The organism is Candidatus Cloacimonadota bacterium (assembly GCA_020532085.1).
Classification (GTDB): domain Bacteria; phylum Cloacimonadota; class Cloacimonadia; order Cloacimonadales; family Cloacimonadaceae; genus Syntrophosphaera.
In genome coordinates this window covers 74496-91315 of the sequence record JAJBAV010000004.1, presented here as the reverse complement: position 1 = coordinate 91315, position 16820 = coordinate 74496, and the positions used below count along the sequence as shown (strand labels likewise).

The 16820-nt window shown below is 60.1% G+C and carries 15 protein-coding genes; 6 read left to right on the top strand and 9 right to left on the bottom strand.

What is annotated here, in order from left to right:
* Positions 1 to 31: 31 nt before the first annotated feature.
* The 3 genes from LHW45_02195 to LHW45_02185 are packed head-to-tail and all read left to right on the top strand — an operon-like array spanning position 32 to position 2296.
* Positions 32 to 295 (top strand): RNA-binding protein, encoded by a 264-nt coding sequence (locus LHW45_02195; protein ID MCB5284387.1) that lies wholly within the window; start codon positions 32 to 34, stop codon positions 293 to 295.
* A gap of 53 nt (positions 296 to 348) precedes the next feature.
* Positions 349 to 1251: a hypothetical protein gene (locus LHW45_02190; GenBank protein MCB5284386.1), complete on the top strand. Its 903-nt coding sequence runs from the start codon at positions 349 to 351 to the stop codon at positions 1249 to 1251.
* A 19-nt stretch (positions 1252 to 1270) separates the two neighbouring features.
* On the top strand, positions 1271 to 2296 hold the full coding sequence (locus LHW45_02185; GenBank protein ID MCB5284385.1) for a threonine aldolase: 1026 nt from the start codon (positions 1271 to 1273) through the stop codon (positions 2294 to 2296).
* 438 nt (positions 2297 to 2734) lie between these two features.
* On the opposite strand, the gene LHW45_02180 is transcribed toward LHW45_02185, so the two are convergent.
* The 9 genes from LHW45_02180 to LHW45_02140 all read right to left on the bottom strand — a co-directional run bounded on the left by LHW45_02180 (position 2735) and on the right by LHW45_02140 (position 11737).
* Complete coding sequence (locus LHW45_02180) at positions 2735 to 4009, bottom strand: formylglycine-generating enzyme family protein (GenBank protein MCB5284384.1); 1275 nt, start codon at positions 4007 to 4009, stop codon at positions 2735 to 2737.
* 49 nt (positions 4010 to 4058) lie between these two features.
* Complete coding sequence (gene pyrF / locus LHW45_02175; GenBank protein ID MCB5284383.1) at positions 4059 to 4865, bottom strand: orotidine-5'-phosphate decarboxylase; 807 nt, start codon at positions 4863 to 4865, stop codon at positions 4059 to 4061.
* Positions 4831 to 5367: a bifunctional pyr operon transcriptional regulator/uracil phosphoribosyltransferase PyrR gene (gene pyrR, locus LHW45_02170; GenBank protein MCB5284382.1), complete on the bottom strand. Its 537-nt coding sequence runs from the start codon at positions 5365 to 5367 to the stop codon at positions 4831 to 4833. Before pyrR ends, pyrF begins: the two co-directional genes overlap by 35 nt.
* Before the next feature lie 20 nt (positions 5368 to 5387).
* A complete protein-coding gene (locus LHW45_02165; protein MCB5284381.1) occupies positions 5388 to 7379 on the bottom strand; it encodes a pyruvate carboxylase subunit B in 1992 nt (663 codons plus the stop codon).
* 11 nt (positions 7380 to 7390) lie between these two features.
* Entirely contained in the window at positions 7391 to 7579 is a 189-nt protein-coding gene (locus LHW45_02160; protein ID MCB5284380.1) for a hypothetical protein, read from the bottom strand.
* 8 nt (positions 7580 to 7587) lie between these two features.
* On the bottom strand, positions 7588 to 9141 hold the full coding sequence (locus LHW45_02155; protein MCB5284379.1) for a methylmalonyl-CoA carboxyltransferase: 1554 nt from the start codon (positions 9139 to 9141) through the stop codon (positions 7588 to 7590).
* Positions 9142 to 9703: 562 nt separating this feature from the next.
* Positions 9704 to 9898, bottom strand: a complete 195-nt coding sequence (locus LHW45_02150) for a hypothetical protein (protein MCB5284378.1) — start codon at positions 9896 to 9898, stop codon at positions 9704 to 9706.
* A gap of 142 nt (positions 9899 to 10040) precedes the next feature.
* Positions 10041 to 11261, bottom strand: a complete 1221-nt coding sequence (locus tag LHW45_02145; protein MCB5284377.1) for a hypothetical protein — start codon at positions 11259 to 11261, stop codon at positions 10041 to 10043.
* On the bottom strand, positions 11249 to 11737 hold the full coding sequence (locus LHW45_02140) for an RNA polymerase sigma factor (GenBank protein MCB5284376.1): 489 nt from the start codon (positions 11735 to 11737) through the stop codon (positions 11249 to 11251). The genes LHW45_02145 and LHW45_02140 overlap by 13 nt, the downstream gene beginning before the upstream one ends.
* A 215-nt stretch (positions 11738 to 11952) precedes the next feature.
* Here LHW45_02140 and LHW45_02135 point away from each other — a divergent pair, with 215 nt between their 5' ends.
* The 3 genes from LHW45_02135 to LHW45_02125 are packed head-to-tail and all read left to right on the top strand — an operon-like array spanning position 11953 to position 16654.
* Positions 11953 to 13452 carry an FAD binding domain-containing protein gene (locus tag LHW45_02135; protein ID MCB5284375.1) on the top strand — a complete coding sequence of 500 codons (1500 nt, stop codon included), beginning with the start codon at positions 11953 to 11955 and terminating at the stop codon, positions 13450 to 13452.
* Positions 13449 to 15719, top strand: a complete 2271-nt coding sequence (locus LHW45_02130; protein ID MCB5284374.1) for a molybdopterin-dependent oxidoreductase — start codon at positions 13449 to 13451, stop codon at positions 15717 to 15719. Before LHW45_02135 ends, LHW45_02130 begins: the two co-directional genes overlap by 4 nt.
* Positions 15716 to 16654 (top strand): hypothetical protein, encoded by a 939-nt coding sequence (locus tag LHW45_02125; GenBank protein ID MCB5284373.1) that lies wholly within the window; start codon positions 15716 to 15718, stop codon positions 16652 to 16654. The genes LHW45_02130 and LHW45_02125 overlap by 4 nt, the downstream gene beginning before the upstream one ends.
* The last annotated feature ends 166 nt before the right edge of the window (positions 16655 to 16820 follow it).

The window sequence follows — 16820 nt, the reverse complement described above, 5'->3', positions numbered from 1 at the left end:
GGAAATCCAGCTCCGAAGAAGGGAGTTTGCCATGCGTATCGACCAGTTGCTCAACAAGCTCTGCCTCACCAAGACCCGCAGCATCGCCAAAACTGCCTGCGACAAGGGCTTGGTGAGCCTCAACGGCAAAACCGCCAAGGCCTCCGCCGAAGTGAAGGACGGCGATCTGCTGATCTTCAGGCTCTATGGCTTTGAACACGAGCTCAGGATCGACAAGGTTCCCGGCGGCAATGTGGCCAAAAAGGACGCCACGGAGTATTACACTCTGCTGAGCCGCAAGGAGTTGTCCAGCTGAAACGTGTCCTCGGGATCGTCCTGATCTGCCTGCTGACGCTGGGTTTGGCGGCCGTGGAATATTCTGTGGCGGCCTTCACGGACAACTTCGTGATCCACAGCGCGGAGGGGGATTTCCCCGGTGGGCAGGGCTTCGTGGACGAGCTGGACAACCGGGTTGGCCAACTGCAGATGGGTTTGGGCGTTTACCCGGCCAACAAAGCCGATATCTACATCGTTCCGGACCGCGCCAGCTATCAGATCCTGGCCCGGGGACGGGGCGCGATCGTGGAATTCAGCGAGGCCTTCTACTCCAGCCGGGAACGCCGCATCTACGCCCGCAGCGCCGATCAGATCCCCCACAACTACGCCGGGCTGATCCTGCACGAATACACCCACTGGCTGCTGGACGAATTGCTGATCGGAGCGCCGCTCTGGCTGCACGAAGGCCTGGCCACCGAAGCCGGCCACCAGCTGGGCCTCGACCGTTATTATCATTACGTGAGGGAACGTTTCTGGGGCAACCGCATGGACCTCTTCAAGCTGGCCTACAACTATCCCCGGCAGCGGGAAGACTGGGAAATGTACTATCTAACCTCGTATTTCGCCGTGCGCTATATGCGCCAAAAAGATCCGGAGGCCTGGCGGAACTTCTGGAACAGCGTGGCCGCGCACAACCGCCGGGGACAACGGGCGCGTTTCACGGAAGCCTTCGCCCAAGCCTACGATTCCAACCTGCACAGCTTCAACCTGGAGTTCGCCGCCGCCAGCCGCCGTCAGGCCTGGATCTACCTCATCACCGGCTTTTCCTCGTTGCTCTTCGCGCTGCTGCCCTTTCTGGTGATCTTCGCCACGCTGCGCCAAAGAAGGAAAATGGAGGCCTTGCCAGACCTGGAACTACCGGCGGAAGTGGAAGTTACGGATCCGGAAACGGACTCCCCTGACTCAACGGGAACGGGAGCCGAACGGGAGCCATGAAGTTTTTCAAGGAGTGAACATGCATGCAACAAGTTTTGGCAGCGACAACCACAGCGGAGTGCATCCCAAGGTATGGGACGCCATGCGCAAAGCGGACGCGGGCTATTGCCCCGCCTACGGGGACGATCCCCTCAGCCAGAAGGTACTGAAACAGCTGGAGTATTTATTCGGCGGCGGCTGTGAGGCCTCCTTCCTGCTCACCGGCACAGGGGCGAACGTGGTCGCCCTGCAAAACTACCTCCGCTCCTATCACGCGGTCTTCTGCGCGAACACAGCCCACATCAACGTGGACGAGTGCGGAGCCGTGCAAAAATTCACCCAGGCGCGGCTGAAAGTGATCGACAGCCCGGACGGCAAACTGACCCCGGAACTGATCCATCCGAACCTGCTCAACAACCGCGACCAGCACCACTCCCAGGGCCGGGTGGTCTCCATCACCCAAAGCACCGAATACGGCACCCTCTATTCGCTGGCTGAGCTCAAGGCCCTCGCGGATTTTTCCCACGAACACGGGATGTTTCTGCACATCGACGGAGCCCGGCTGGCCAACGCCGCCGCCGCGCTGGGATGCAGCCTCAAAGAGATGACCAGGGACGTCGGGGCGGACACGGTGAGCCTGGGCGGCGCGAAAAACGGCCTGCTCTTCGGCGAAGTGCTGATCAGCTTTACCCCAGAACTGACTGCGGACCTGCGTTTCTACCGCAAGCAGGGCAGCCAGCTCTTTTCCAAGATGCGCTACATCGCCGCGCAGTTCGAAGCCTATCTTCAGGACGAGCTCTGGCGTTCCAACGCTTTGCACGCCAACCAGATGGCCGCGCTGCTGGCGGACCGGCTAAAGGAGATCCCGCAGCTGCGCATCACCCAGCCGGTGATGGTGAATTCCCTCTACGTGATCCTCCCGCGCGAGATCACGCCAGCCCTCCAGGAGAAATACCATTTCTACATGTGGAACGAAGCTCTCAACGAGGTGCGGCTGATGTGCAGTTTCAACACCACGGAAGACCACATCCGGGAGTTCGTGGCCGACCTCAAAGCCCGGCTGTAAGTACCCTCCCGTTGCCTGCGGGGGTTTTCCAACTGGTCAGATCCGGGCCTGAAGCCAATTATGGCTGTTGGGGCGGAGTTGGTCTCGCTGAGACCGGAGTTATGGATCAGGGGCAGGATCAGAGAGTATTGATCTCATGACCAAGCTTGGTTCTGTATCAAGTGGTTGCTTTCCATCTGGAATCAGCCCGGAGGGCGGCAGAACGATAGCGATGGTGTGTAGAGAGCGCAGCGATTGGAACCCCTCGTCAGGTGTGCAAAAGTTCCCTTAAAACACCCCCAACCCCAGCTGAGGATCACAGATCTGTGATCTTCAGCTGAGGTTGGGGAAAAACGAATTTTGTTGTCTGACCACCGATCGAGGGGCTACGTCTGAAATCCAACCAAAAGCCCCACTCGATTGGAGAGAGATCTTTGTGCCAATATTCCTGTGCTGAAACTATTTTGCGCTTCTGCAGACCCGGAACCCCACCGCATCGTAGACGTGACCTGCCCCCAACAAAAGCTCGTGCTGGTAAGGTTTGAAGGCATCATGAGCGGTCATGTGCCAGTAGGCGCCCTGCCCCAAGCGGAAAGCGACCGCGTGATTCCGGAGGTGCAGATTGTAGAATCCGTCCAGGTCTGTACTCAGGCCCTTGAACTGATCGTTCAGGCAGGAGAAAGCGTTCCAGGTCCATTCGGCCACGTTGCCGTGCATGTCATGAATGCCGGCGTCATTGGGAGCGTAAGATCCCACCGGCTGTGTGCAGATGGTGTCCTGCCCCAGAGAGTCCCTGGCAGCCAGCATGGCATCGCGGTAGGCGTGATAAGTGGCGTCGCTGCCGCTGGCGGCATGCAGCCATTCCTCTTCTTTGGGCAGACGGTAGCCACTGGCCGAAAAATCACAGTTGATGTTGGCCTGGGCGGCATCCGGAAGATAATCCCACCAGGGGGGCCAGACCCGGGGGTCGGTTCCGTATTCAGCCAGGCTGTAACAGGGAACCAGGCCCTCCCTCATACTGCGCAGGTTGCAGTAAACCACGGCGTCCAGCCAGCTGACGTAATAGACAGGGTGGTCAGGCCCCACGCCGAACTGGATGGCGGGGTTGCGGCCCATCACCGCTTCGTATTCGCCCTGGGTGACCTCAAAGGCTGACAAATAAAACCCGGCAATGGGGTAACTGAAGCCTTGCCAGCTGAAAGTTCCCCCGGGAACGTAGACCAGCTTATCTTCCTGTGGAGCAGTGGATACCGGCTCCGGCAGCTGCTGCAGACGGTCCGGTGTGACAGCCGGAGACCGTAGAATCGCATGCGAGCGGTCCATGATGCTTTTCTGCGGATACCAGTATCTGGGCTCCACCGCCATCAGACGCAGTCCATAATCGAGCTCCGGCTTGTACCAGCTTTCCGCGGGGGCGTTCCAGATGACTCTTTTATCTTTTCCGATGAGGAGGTTGTCCCCAATATCCCCGCTCAGGCAATCCCAGCTGGGGATGTTCAGAAAAACCCCGCCGCCCAGTTCTGAAACCCGCAGCAGCACGGTTTTGAGTGTATCCTGCATCCCCGGGAAGTCCAGCATCCGGGGATAAAGGTCATAGCAGAGCTCATAACTGCCGTCGGGCAGTCTGGTGGTGCTGATATTCTCGAAGGGGGGAATCCGGTATGCATCGCCGCAAAGCATGATCGGGATGATCAGCAGGAGAACTGCCAGCAGCAATCCTGGCCTAGTTGGCATGATACTTCCAGCGGAGGTGGCTTTATCGGATTGAACTTCCGGCTCTGGCTCAGACAATGGCCAGGCCTTTCAGTTCCTTCGCGGCCAATCCCGCCGCCTGGGCGAACTGGGGCGTTTTCTCGCGGAAAATGATCCCGCGCGAGGAATTGATCAGGATGTTGGGCGTTTCGGCGGAATCCACGGCGTTTTGGAGCACCGAATCCAGGTCTCCGCCCTGGGCGCCGACGCCGGGGATGAGAAAGACGCGGCCGGGCAGCTGTTCCCGCATGCGTTTCAGGTCTCCCCCCTGGGTGGCGCCGATCACCGCTCCAAGCTGCTCCAGGGGATAATTATTGATCCAGCCGGAAACCTTGCCGGCCATTTTGGCCGAGAGGAAGAACTCCTCGGCGGAGGGATTCGAGGTGAGGGCAAGCGCAAAGGCGAAGGCTCCAGGCCGCCTCAGAACAGGCTTCAGAACATCGGAACCCATCAGCGGATTGAGGGTGATGGCATCGAAGCCCATGCGGTCGAAGTAACTGACGGCGTATTGCTCCATCGTGTTGCCGATGTCGCCTACCTTGCAGTCCAGGATCACGGGAATGTCTTTTGGTATATACTCCACCGTGCGCTGAAGGGCTTCCAGGCCGCGGAGGCCGTCGCTGAGATAGAAGGCCAGGTTCGGCTTGTAGGCGCAGGCGTGGTCCGCGGTGGAATCGATGATGCGGCGGTTGAATTCCCAGATGGGGTTGGGCTCGCCCAAAACACAGTCCGGCAGCTGGGTGACGTCCGAATCCAGGCCCACGCAGAGCAGGCTCCTGATGCTTTTCCAGCGGGCCTGGTATTTAGGATAGAACGATGCGGACGGAATCGGCTCCATCGGTTTCCTCGAATTCCACCTTGATGATCTCCTCGCGGGAGGTGGGCACGTTTTTGCCCACGTAGTCGGCCTTGATGGGCAGTTCGCGGTGGCCGCGGTCGATCAGCACGGCCAGCTGGATCTGCTTGGGGCGGCCGAAATCCAGCAGGGCGTCGATGGCGGCCCGCACGGTGCGGCCGGTGTAGAGCACGTCGTCCACCAGCACGATGACGGCGCCCTCGATCTCGAAGCCCAATTCCGAGCCGCGGATCACGGGCTGGTGCGAGATGGTGGAAAGGTCATCGCGGTAGAGGGTGATATCCAGGATGCCCACGGGAATGTCCTGGCCCTCGATCAGGCGCAGATACTCTGAAAGCCTCTGCGCGAGGGGCACGCCGCGGCTGCGGATGCCCACCAGGCAGATCTTGTCCAGGCCGCGGTTCTGTTCTATGATCTCATGCGCCATGCGATGGACGCTGCGTTCCATCTGGGCTTTGTCCATGATCGTGCTTTTGGTCTGCATTTTGGCTCCTTGAAGGGCGTCTATTCGGGTTTGATTACGATCAGGGTGTCGCCTTTGCCCACCGTGTCGCCGGAGGAAAAAGGCGTGGCCGCCACCGTGCCTGCCACGGGGCTGGGGATGTTGTTGTACATCTTCATCGCCTCCAGCACCAGCAGGGTTTCGCCGATCTTCACCTTGTCGCCCACCTGTTTTTCATATTTCACGAACATGCCGGGCATGGGGGCGGGGATGGCGGTGCCGTCGGCAGAGGCCGGAGCCGGCTTGGGTTCGGCTTTGGCAGCGGCGGGAGCGGGAGTTGGCGCTTGAACCGGAGCGGCTTGGGACACGGGCCTGGAAGCCTGCAGTGGAGCGGCGGGAGCGGAACGCACCACACGCGGAGCGCCACCTTTTTCGGAAACCTCCACCAGATAGTGCTCTTCGTCGATGAAGACGTCGAACTGGCGCAGGCCTTCGGGTTTGGCCACCGGCTCCTTTTTCTCCACCAGCAGGCCGGCTTTGGCCTTCTGGCACAGCTCTTCCTGGCGCTTCACCTCTTCCAGGGTGGTGGCTTTCATCTCGGCCGGAAGCGGCTCGAGGCCGTATTTGATCTTCAGGAATTTCTTGCCGGTGAGGTTGTAGAGCGCCACGATGAGGGCGTCGTCCAGATCTTTGGCCAGGCCTTCGGTTTCCTTCTTCACCTGGTCCAGAGCGGGCTCGATCACATCGCCGGGGCGCACGTGGATGGGTTTTTCGCCGCGGGGATAGCCTTTCAGCGCTTTTTTCTGCACCTCGGGATCGATGGGCAGGGTGGTCTTGCCGTAGAGGCCGAAGCAGAGGTCTTTCACCTGTTCGGTGATGCGGGCGTATTCGCCGTCCTTGGAGTCAAAGAGGGCGTTGTTCACGGCCTGGATGCCCACGATCTGGCTGGTGGGGGTCACCAGCGGGATCTGGCCCAGTTCCTTACGCACTTTCGGGATCTCCTTGAACACGTCATCCAGCCTGTCCAAAGCGTCCATCTGGCGCAGCTGGTTCACCAGGTTTGAGAGCATGCCGCCCGGGGTTTGGTGGATGATCACGTCGGTGTCGATGATGTTGAATTTGGTGTTGTCGGCGAACTGGAGGTATTTGGGGATGTCTTTTTCCATTTCCTTGCCGATCTTGTTCAGCAGGCGGATGTCGAAACCGGTGTCGCGGTTGGTGCCCAACAGCGCGTTCACAAAGGGTTCCACGGCCGGATGGGAGGTGCGGTAGGCGTAGGGACCCACGCAGGTGTCGATGATGTCCACCCCGGCCTCGATGGCCTTGAACAGCGCCAGATCGCCCATGCCACTGGTGAAGTGGGTGTGCAGGTGCACCGGCACTTTCACGGTTTCCTTGAGCGCTTTGATCAGCTCGTAGGCGTCGTAGGGCGCCACCAGGCCCGCCATGTCCTTGATGCAGACTGTGTCCGCACCCATCTCTTCCAGCTGTTTGGCTTTCTTGGTGTAATATTCGATGTTGTAGATGTCGCCGCCCATCCGCTGTTCCGTGAGGCTGTAGCAGATGGCGCCCTGGAAGTGTTTGTGGTTTTTTTGGATGATCCTCACCGCGGTCTGGAAATTGCGGAAATCGTTGAGGGCGTCGAACACGCGAAAGATGTCGATCCCGTTGTCGCAGGCGCGCTGGACGAAGGCCTCCACCACGTCGTCGGCGTAGTTTTGGTAGCCCACCAGGTTCTGGCCGCGCAGCAGCATCGAAAAGGGCGTGTTCTTGATGTGTTTTTTCAGCGCGCGGATGCGTTCCCAGGGGTCCTCACCCAGATAGCGGTGCATGCAGTCGAAAGTGGCGCCGCCCCAAACTTCCATGGAGTAAAAGCCCACCTGGTCCATCAGCTCCGCCACGTGGAGCAGGTCCTCGGTGCGGCCGCGGGTGGCGAAGAGGGATTGATGCCCGTCGCGGAACGACAGGTCCTGAATTTTGATCGGGTTGGCCGCCTTGGGACGGTCGGCCTCATAGCGCATGGCGCTGTATTCCAAGATGCCATGTTTGTGCATGGTGTCTCCTTCTATCTGTTTCTTTTGATCATTCTGCGTTGGCTGAGCTCGCGGTAGAGCATCGTTTGCTGGCGGCCGTAATGCTGCCAGGCGCTGGGAGCGTTTTCCAGCGGGCGCTGGGGATAGGAGATGGCCTCATCTGAGGAGATCAGGGCCAGCACTCCGGCGAGGGCGGCGAGTTCTTTTTTCCGGTCTGTCATGGCTTTTCTCAGGCCGGGATGTTGCCGTGTTTTTTGGGCGGCAGGCTTTCGCTCTTGCTGGAGAGGATCTCCAGGGCGTCGATCAGCCGTTTGCGGGTTTCGGAAGGCAGGATCACGGCATCCACATAGCCTCTCGAGGCCGCCACGTAGGGGTTGTTGAACTCTTCTTCATAGATCTGGATCATCTCGGCGCGTTTGGCCACCTTGTCCTCGGCAGCCTCTATCTCCTTGCGGAAGATGATGTTGGCCGCGCCTTGGGCGCCCATCACGGCGATCTCGGCGCCGGGCCAGGAAAACACCATGTCCGCGCCCAGATGCCGGCTGCTCATGGCGATGTAGCTGCCGCCGTAGTCCTTGCGGGTGACCACCGTCAGTTTGGGCACCGTGGCCTCGGAATAGCACCACAGCAGCTTGGCGCCGTGGCGGATGATGCCGTTGTGCTCTTGCTGCGTGCCGGGCAGATAGCCGGGAACGTCCACGAAGGTGAGCAGAGGGATGTTGAAGGCGTCGCAGAAGCGGATGAAGCGGGTGGCCTTGTCCGAGGCGTCGATATCCAGGCAGCCGGCCAGCACTTTAGGCTGGTTCGCCACCACCCCCACCACACGTCCGTTCAGGCGTCCGAAGCCCACGATGATGTTCTGGGCATAGTAGAGGTGCGGCTCGAAAAAGTTGCCGTCGTCCAGCACGGTCTTGATCACTTCGTGCATGGAATAGCTTTCCTTGGGGCTGTCCGGAATGATGGTGTCCAGATTGGGGCAGAGCCGCCAGGGATCGTCCGCGCACTCTGTTCGGGGCGCGTCCTCCATGTTGTTGGCTGGCAGGTAGGAGAGCAGGATCTTGATCTGCTCGATGGCGTCGGCGTCGTTCTCACAGGCGAAATGGGCGTTGCCGCTCTTGGAATTGTGGGCCATGGCGCCGCCCAGCTCTTCCTGGGTGGTTTCCTCGCCGGTTACCGCGCGGATCACGTCCGGCCCGGTGATGAACATAAAGCTGGTGTGCTTCACCATGAACACGAAATCCGTCATGGCAGGGGAATAAACCGCCCCGCCGGCGCAGGGTCCCATGATCGCGGTGATCTGGGGGATCACGCCGCTGGCGCGGGAATTGCGGTAAAAGATCTCGCCGTAACCCTTCAGGGAATCCACGCCTTCCTGGATGCGGGCGCCGCCGCTGTCCTGGATGCCGATCAGCGGAACCCCGCTCTTCAGCGCCATGTCCATCACCTTGCAGATCTTGGCGGCGTGCATCTCGCCCAGGGAACCGCCCCGCGAGGTGAAATCCTGCGAGAAAGCGAACACCGGACGCCCGTCCACCAGGCCGTGGCCGGTGATCACACCGTCTGAGGCGATCTCGGTTTTCTCCATGCCAAAGTTGTCGCAGCGGTGCCGCACAAACATGTCCAGTTCCCGGAAAGTGCCGGGATCGAACAACAGATCGAGCCGTTCGCGGGCGGTCAGTTTGCCTCCCGCTTTCTGTTTTTCCACGGCTTTGGCGCCGCCCATCTGCAGGGTCCTCTGTTCTTTGTCCAGCAGTTTCTGGATCGCGTCCCTGGTTGATAGCATGTCTATATCCCCTTTCTAAGGCGTATTTTAAGCTGTCTGGGGCCAAGCTATGCCGCGTTGGCCAACTGTTTTTCCAAAATCTCTGGCCGGCCACTTTTCGTCAAGAAAAAGAGAACTGACCCGGCCGGGCAGAAAAGGGTTGACGCAAACATCTCAAAACCGTATCGATCGCGGGAGTAATTCAGCCCTCTGCCGGGCAGTAGCCAGGCAGTAGTTATTTAGCTCTGATCAAGTTTCAAAGATTGCACTGTCTTCATGGGGTTTAAGGACTCATAGGGGGAAATTGGCATTAATGCTTCACGCACAATTTCTTCGCGTCTCTGATAATGGTGTTTTGGTGTTGCGGCTTTTGGCGCAAATGACTCCAACTTGTCAATGTGACTGCAGCTTGGAGCATTGTGTGGTACAGGTCTCTCGTGAAAAAAAACAGGGAGTGGAGACTGGGAACAGCCGGGCCGTCCAGCCGCGAAAGGGCAAAAATCAAAGCTGCGGATACAAAAGCGGACCAAAGAGCCGAAGGGAGGCTTCAGGTGCTTTGGTCCGCGCGGGGGTGGGGGAGGCGTCAGAGCAGGCGCAGGCGCTGCTTGATCAGCTGCTCGCGGTGCTCACGCCAGATTTTCAGGATGCACATGGCGGACTCCTTTTTTTGTGGGGCCTGGGGTCCCGGGTTGCCAAAGGTTGGCATTGGCGGGCGGGGAAATTCCTCGCCGAGGTGGCGCGGTTGAAAGATCGTGGCGTTGTAGGCGGCGTTGTTCATCTATCATCTCCTTGAAAGTGTCTTTACATATCTCTAACGCGCGGAACTGGGAAAGTGTTGGGATTATTTTGCGCTGAACGGCAAAACAAAGGACCCCGCCTGGGGCGGGGTCCTGAAGCGGTTATGATGCCGGGGCCGCTAATCAGAAGGTGTAGGTGGCCACGTTTTCGATCACGGTGTCGTAGGCGGCATCGGCGGTGGCGCCGGCTTCCTCATTTGAGGTGATGGAGCCTTCATCCCGGCGCAGTTTACCCTGCAGGATGCTGGCCAGGTCGCGGCTGGCGGTGATCTCGCCGTAGTTGTCCAGGATGGCGATCTTCGCTGCTGCGGTTTCCAGGCTCACGCCCTCGTCGAACTTGAGCACCCCGTTCACCAGCAGCAGTGTGCCTTCGGGCAGGGATTCCAGGCGGGCCGGGGTGATGATCTGTTCCGAGGTCACGAGGGTCAGTTTGCCCGGTTCGTAAGGAATGCCGTGACTGCCGGAAGAGATGCGGGCCGACATTTCCCGCATCACGGTTTTGGGAAAGTAGAGGGTCCCGGCCTCGAAGCGCAGGTCCTTTTCCCGGATGATGTCATCGGTGAGTTCCTCGTCCAGGATCAGCAAACCGGGGCAGGAGATAGTGTTTTTGTTCACGGTCATCACGGTGAAAGCGTCCAGGCGGGTGCCGCCCGGAACGTAGTGATAATCGGAGCGGATCACGCGCACGCGGGTTTGTTCTCCTGTTTCGAGCACCTTGCGCAGCATCTCTTCCTGGCTGAGGGTGCAGGTTGCGCCGCCCATCACCTTGAGGCTGCTGATCTTGCGGGCAAAGAGCTCCGGATCCAGGTCCTCGGCCAGGGTCAGCTTTCCCGCCAGGCTCATTTTGGTGCCATCTTCCAGCGCTTCCAGCCAGGCGTTGGTGATGTTTATCCTGCCCACCCGGCCCAACACCTTGGTGCCGTCGCAGGGAATGGTGGAAACGGGGCCGATGATGTCTTTGGCGATGGACATGAAGACACCGTGCAGGTGTTCCGGAACCGAGGCCGGCCCGATCAGGCAGAGCCCGGCCAGCTTGGCCTGCAGCAATTCCGGGGTGAGGTCGCAATCCAGGCTCAGGGGCCCGGTGATGCAGTATTTCAGGGGTGAAGTTGCTTCCTCCAGCATGCCGCGGGTGATTTCCAGCGGCCCGGTGTGCAGCCGGTAGTCATCATCCAGTTCCAACATCTTGCCCACGTTGAGCAGGCTGACCTTCATCAGTTCCGCCTTGGAGGCGGGGTTGACGACGATGCAGCCGATATTGACCATTTTGCCGATGGCGGCGATCTGTTCCACAGTGGCTTTGCGGGCATCCAGGATGCCGATGTTGCGCATCAGAGTAGACATTTTTCCTCCTTATCTCTCTGTTCGATCAAAGTTCTCAGTTTGTCCAATCCCAGCTTCAGGCGCCAGCGCACCGTCCCTTCCGGGATCCCCTTGTCCCGGGCGATCTGGCGGCTGTTGCAACCCAGCCAGTATTTCTGGTAAACCAGATCCCGTTCCAGGGGAGGCAGCTTATCCAGCAGATGCTCCAGCTGGTACTGAGGCAGGGCGGAAGGCGCCGCGGCCTCGGTTGGAGGGGTGGAAAGGCGTTCCAGCTTGCGATGGCGGCAGATGTCCAGCCAGCGGTTTTTCAACACCGTGAAAAGCCAGCTGCGCTGTTTCTGCTCGCTGAGATCGGACAGCAGCTGTTGAAAGGTCAGGCATTTGAGCCAGGTGTCCTGGAGCAGATCGTAGGCGTCGTCCTCGTTGCGCGAGAGCTGCAAAGCGAAGTTCAGCAGCGATCTTTCGTGCGTGCGGACAAAGGCGTCAAGATCGATCATGGTTTGCTCCTGGTGTTTCTTCTGCTTAACCAACGAACAGAGCGGGCCAAGTGTTGGAAAAATCTCAACCCGGAAACAGACTATCGCGACCGGGGGATTTGTGTCAACCTAAAACCGGCGAACGATCCGGACTTTTTCCGGGCGTAAAAAATGCTGGACAAATATGGCTGGGCTTCACATGGGGTAAGAAACCCAATTTTCAAGCAGGTCAGACCATGAAAGATAACTCAGTTGATACACTGCGTGACGCCTCCGGCCGCGCTTACAGCCACAACCGCGTCAGCTTCTGGCTGAACGGCAAACCCATGCTCGCGGAGATCGCGCCCGCCCAGACCACGATGGATTTCTTGCACCACACGCTGCAACTTCACGGCACCAAGTGCAGCTGCAACGAAGGCGACTGCGGCGCCTGCACCGTGGTGGTGGCCAGCGCGCGGGAGGGCAAGATCTTTTACGAGGCGGTCACCTCCTGCCTTTACAATGCCGCCAAGCTGCACGGCAAGCATCTGATCACCGTGGAGGGCCTGGGCACGCCGGAAGCTCTGCATCCCATCCAGCAGGCACTGCTGGAACATCACGGCACCCAGTGCGGCTACTGCACTCCAGGCTTTGTGATGAGCCTGTTCGCGCTGCTGGCCACGCACGCACACCCAACCGAGGAGGAGATCCTCTTCGCGCTGGAGGGAAACCTCTGCCGCTGCACGGGTTACGAGAGCATTCTGGAAGCCGCGCGGGACCTGAGCCAAAACCATGCGCCGGAGCAGATCGTGCCGTCTTGGTGCCGCGCCGTGGAACCCGAGATCTTCGCTTTTAAGGCTGTGATGGAAGCTTGTGAACAGCGCGGCGGGCCTCTGCGCCATTGCCAAAACTATCTGCTGCCCCGGAGCCTGGAAGAATTGGCCGCCATCACGGAGGAGCGGAAGGATTTCACTTTCATCACCGGCGGAACCGACATCATGGTGCAGATGAACGTGCAGCGCAAAAGCTTTCCCCTGTTGATCGACCTCAGCGCCATCGGCGGCCTGGACTTCATTTGCTTCACCCGCCAGGGGGTCCGGATCGGGGCCAATGTGACCTATTCCATGCTGCTGCAATCCGGCATCGTAAAGACCGATCTGCCCGTTTTGCATGAACTTGTGAAACACATCGCCTCAACCCAGATCCGCAATTTCGCCACCCTGGCGGGCAATATTGCCAACGCCTCGCCGATCGGGGACACCCTGCCGCTGATGCTGGCGCTGGATGCCAGTTTGGAGCTGTGGTCCGCGGCCGGGGAAAGGAAGATCCCGCTCAGCGAATTCTATCTGGACTACCGGCAAACCGCTCTGCGCAGGGGCGAGATCCTGAAGGCCGTGCTGATCCCGGTGCCGCGGCGTGACGTTTTTGTCAGGGCCTTGAAAGCTGCCAAACGCAAGGCGGTGGACATTTCCTCGGTGGTTACGGCGGTGTTGATCGAAACCAGGGACGAAAAAGTGGTGAACGCGCGCCTGGCCGCGGGCGGTGTGGCCGCGGTGCCCAAGCTTTCCATAAAATTCCTGAAAGCCATGCACAACATGGAGTTGCAGGGTCTGCACGCGGCGGAGATCGCGGATTATGTGGCGGCGGAGTTTGAGCCGCTCACGGACGTCCGGGGTTCCCGGGAGTACCGCTCCAAACTTCTCAGGAACCACGTTTTAGCCTATCTGACGGAATTTCTGGACGGGAGGCGGGGATGAAAAAACAGCCTTTCCACATCAGCGGAAAACTGCATCTGACCGGAAGTTCTCGCTTCATCGCGGACGAAGCGCCCCTGCCGGGCATGCTGCACGCGAAGTTTTTCTACTCGCCTGTCGCCCACGCGAAGATCCTGAAACTGGATGTCTCCGAAGCGGCCTCGATCCCCGGAGTGGAAAGGGTTGTAACCTCCGCGGACATCCCCGGCGCCAACCAGATCGGTCATGTGATCAAGGATGAACCGCTGTTTCCGGAGGAGAGGATCATGTATCTGGGCCAGCCGCTGGCGATGGTGCTCTCCGCCGATGCAACCCTGGCCGAGGACGCCGCGAAGCTGATCCGGCTGGAATATGAGGAATTGCCGCCCCTTCTGGAGATCGACGCGGCTGACGCGAAGAAAGAGTGGTATATCCCGGAGCGCAAGATCGAGTGTGGCGATGTGGCCAAAGCTTTGTCCGAAGCGACTTTCACCCTGGAGGGGATCACGGGATCCAGCGCGCAGGAGCATTTTTACCTGGAAAGCCAGCGCTGCCGCGCCATTCCCGGCGAAGGGCACACCCTCACGCTGTTCACTGCCACCCAAAGCACCATGGAGGTGCAGGAAGTGCTGGCCCACGTGCTGGGGATCCCGGCGCACCACATCATCGTTGACGTGCCCCGCCTGGGCGGCGCTTTCGGCGGCAAGGAACGCGCCGCGACCCTCTGGGCCTGCCTGGCCGGATTGGGCGCTTTCCTTACCAAGAGACCGGTCCAGGTGCTGCTGACCCGGGAGGAAGACATGCGCTCCACCGGCAAGCGGCACCCCTTCAAAAGCAGATGGAAAGTGGGCTTTGACGCCACGGGCAGGATCAGCGCCCTGGACGTGGAGCTGCTTTCCAACGGCGGCGCCTATGCCGATCTTTCCGTGGCCATTCTGGAGCGCGCCCTCTTTCATGCCGACAATGCCTACCACATCCCAAACGCCCGCTTCCGGGGCCGGGCCTGCCGCACCAATCTTCCTCCCAATACGGCTTTCAGGGGTTTTGGGGCGCCCCAGGGGGTCTTTGTGATCGAAGCGATCCTGGAGCGCATCGCCCGCCAACTGGGCCTCGACCCGCTGGAACTGCGTCAGGCCAACGCCTATCGCTCCGGCGACCTCACGCCCTATGGACAGCCGGTGCGCGACAGCAACCTGAGCGAACTGCTGGACAAATTGCGCCGGAACAGCTCTTATGACAAGCTGAAAGAAGAGGTGCGGGCTTTCAACGCCAGCCACGAGTTTCACAAACAGGGCCTGGGAATAGTTCCGGTCAAGTTCGGCATTTCCTTCACCACGGCTTTGCTGAACCAGGCCTCGGCGCTGCTCTGGGTCTATATCGACGGCAGCGCGTCACTCACCACCGGCGGGGTGGAAATGGGCCAGGAGGTCAGCACCAAATGCGCGTTGGTGGTCAGCCGGGTTCTGGGCCTGCCGTTGGAGCGGATCCGGGTGGAAAGCAACAACAGTCAGAGAGTGGGAAATGCCTCTCCCACAGCGGCTTCCACCGGCAGTGACCTCAACGGCAACGCCGCCCGCATCGCCGCGGAAAAAGTGCGTGACCAACTCATCCCCGTGGTTCGCGAGTTGCTGGGCCTGCGGGGCGTGGACTGCGGCGTGGGCGAGATCCGTTTTGAGGAAGGGCAGGTCTGGTGTGAGTCCGATCCGGACCAGCGGCTGGTTTTTGCCGAACTTGTGCGCGAAGCCTACAATGCCCGCGTGCCGTTGGCCGCCTACGGCTATTACAAAACTCCCGGCCTGCACTTCGACCGCGAGCGGGGCCAGGGCAATCCTTTTCACTACTACGTTTGCGGCTGCGCTCTGGTCCAGGCCGAGATCAACCTGCTCAGCGGCGAACACCAGGTGCTGCAAACCTTCATCGTGCACGAAAACGGCAACAGCCTCAGCGAGCCCATCGACCGCGGCCAGATCATCGGCGCCTTTGTTCAGAGCGCCGGCTGGTGCACGATCGAGGAACTTCCGCTGGACGACAGGGGCCGATATCTGGCCGTGAATCCCTCCACTTACAAGATCCCCACGGTGCGTGAAATCCCCCAACTGCTGGAATTGGAGGTCGTTCCTGCCGGCGCTGAATACTCCAGCGTTTTCGGCAGCAAGGCCACCGGCGAGCCGCCTTACATCTATGGCCTGGCCGTCTGGTTCGCCATTCAGTTCGCTGTCTGGGCCGTTAATCCCGCCGCGGAACTGCGGTTCCCGGCCACCCCGGAAGCGGTGCTGCTGGCTTTGGGATGAGGGGAGGCAGCCTGGTCCGGGCGGTCGTGGATATTGGCAGCAACTCCGTCAAATGCGTTGTCGCGCAGGGAGTTGGCCCCGAGGGCCAGATCATCAGGGAACTAAGCCAGGTCACGCGGCTGGGTGAAGAACTGGCCGCCACAGGCAAGATCGGGCCAGAGGCCGCTGAGCGCAATCTGGCCTATCTGAGCGAAGTGCGGAACTCCTGCCGGGAACTGGGTGTGGAACAAATCCTTTGCGTGGGCGCGGAAACCCTGCGCCGGGCGGAGGACGCGGAACATTTCGCTCGTCAACTTAAATGCCTGGCCGGCTGGGACCTGCGCGTTCTCACCCCGGAAGAGGAGGCGTGGCTGAGCTTTGAGGCCGCTTCAGAGCTTGCGCCTGCGGATGAAGCCTGTCTGGTGCTCGATTCCGGCGGCGGCAGCACGGAATTCAGTTTCAGAGATGATCATGGCATGAGGTCAAGCCACAGCCTGCCCCTGGGCGCGCTTACCCTCACCAAATCCTTTATGGTAAACGATCCATCGCGCCCGGAGGAACTGGATCGCCTCAGAAACCACATCCAGGATCTATTGGAGAAGGCGTTTCCCTTTCCGAAGCGGATGTTCACCGTCGCCTGCGGAGGCGGAAGCTGCGCCCTGGCGGCGGTGGCCCTGGCTTTGGAGCCATTTGAGGCCGGGAAAGTGCAGGGATTTTGGCTGTCCGGAGCGGAACTGGCGAGCCAGATCGATCTCTACGGCCGGACCAGGGAGTCGGAACGCCCTCTGATAAAGGGTTTGCCTCCAGGCCGGGAAGGGATCATTCTGGCCAGCGCGCTGATCCTGGAAGAGATCCTGCGACATTTCGGTCTGGAGGGCGCGATTGTCTCCAGCCGCGGCCTCCGCCACGCCTTGCTGGTGGAAAAGCATCTGGGTCGGTTCCAGCCCTTTGTTTAAAAAAGCACTAAGTTGCTGAATCTTATGCTTATGCGGCCACCTGAATCCCCGGAACCGCGGCGCGGCTGCGCCTCCCGCCAGATGCCCGCCTGAAACGCGGCTATTTGGCGGGGGACTTACAGGGGGCGGATTTGCAGGGGTTCAGGAGGAGATTACCGCACAATGG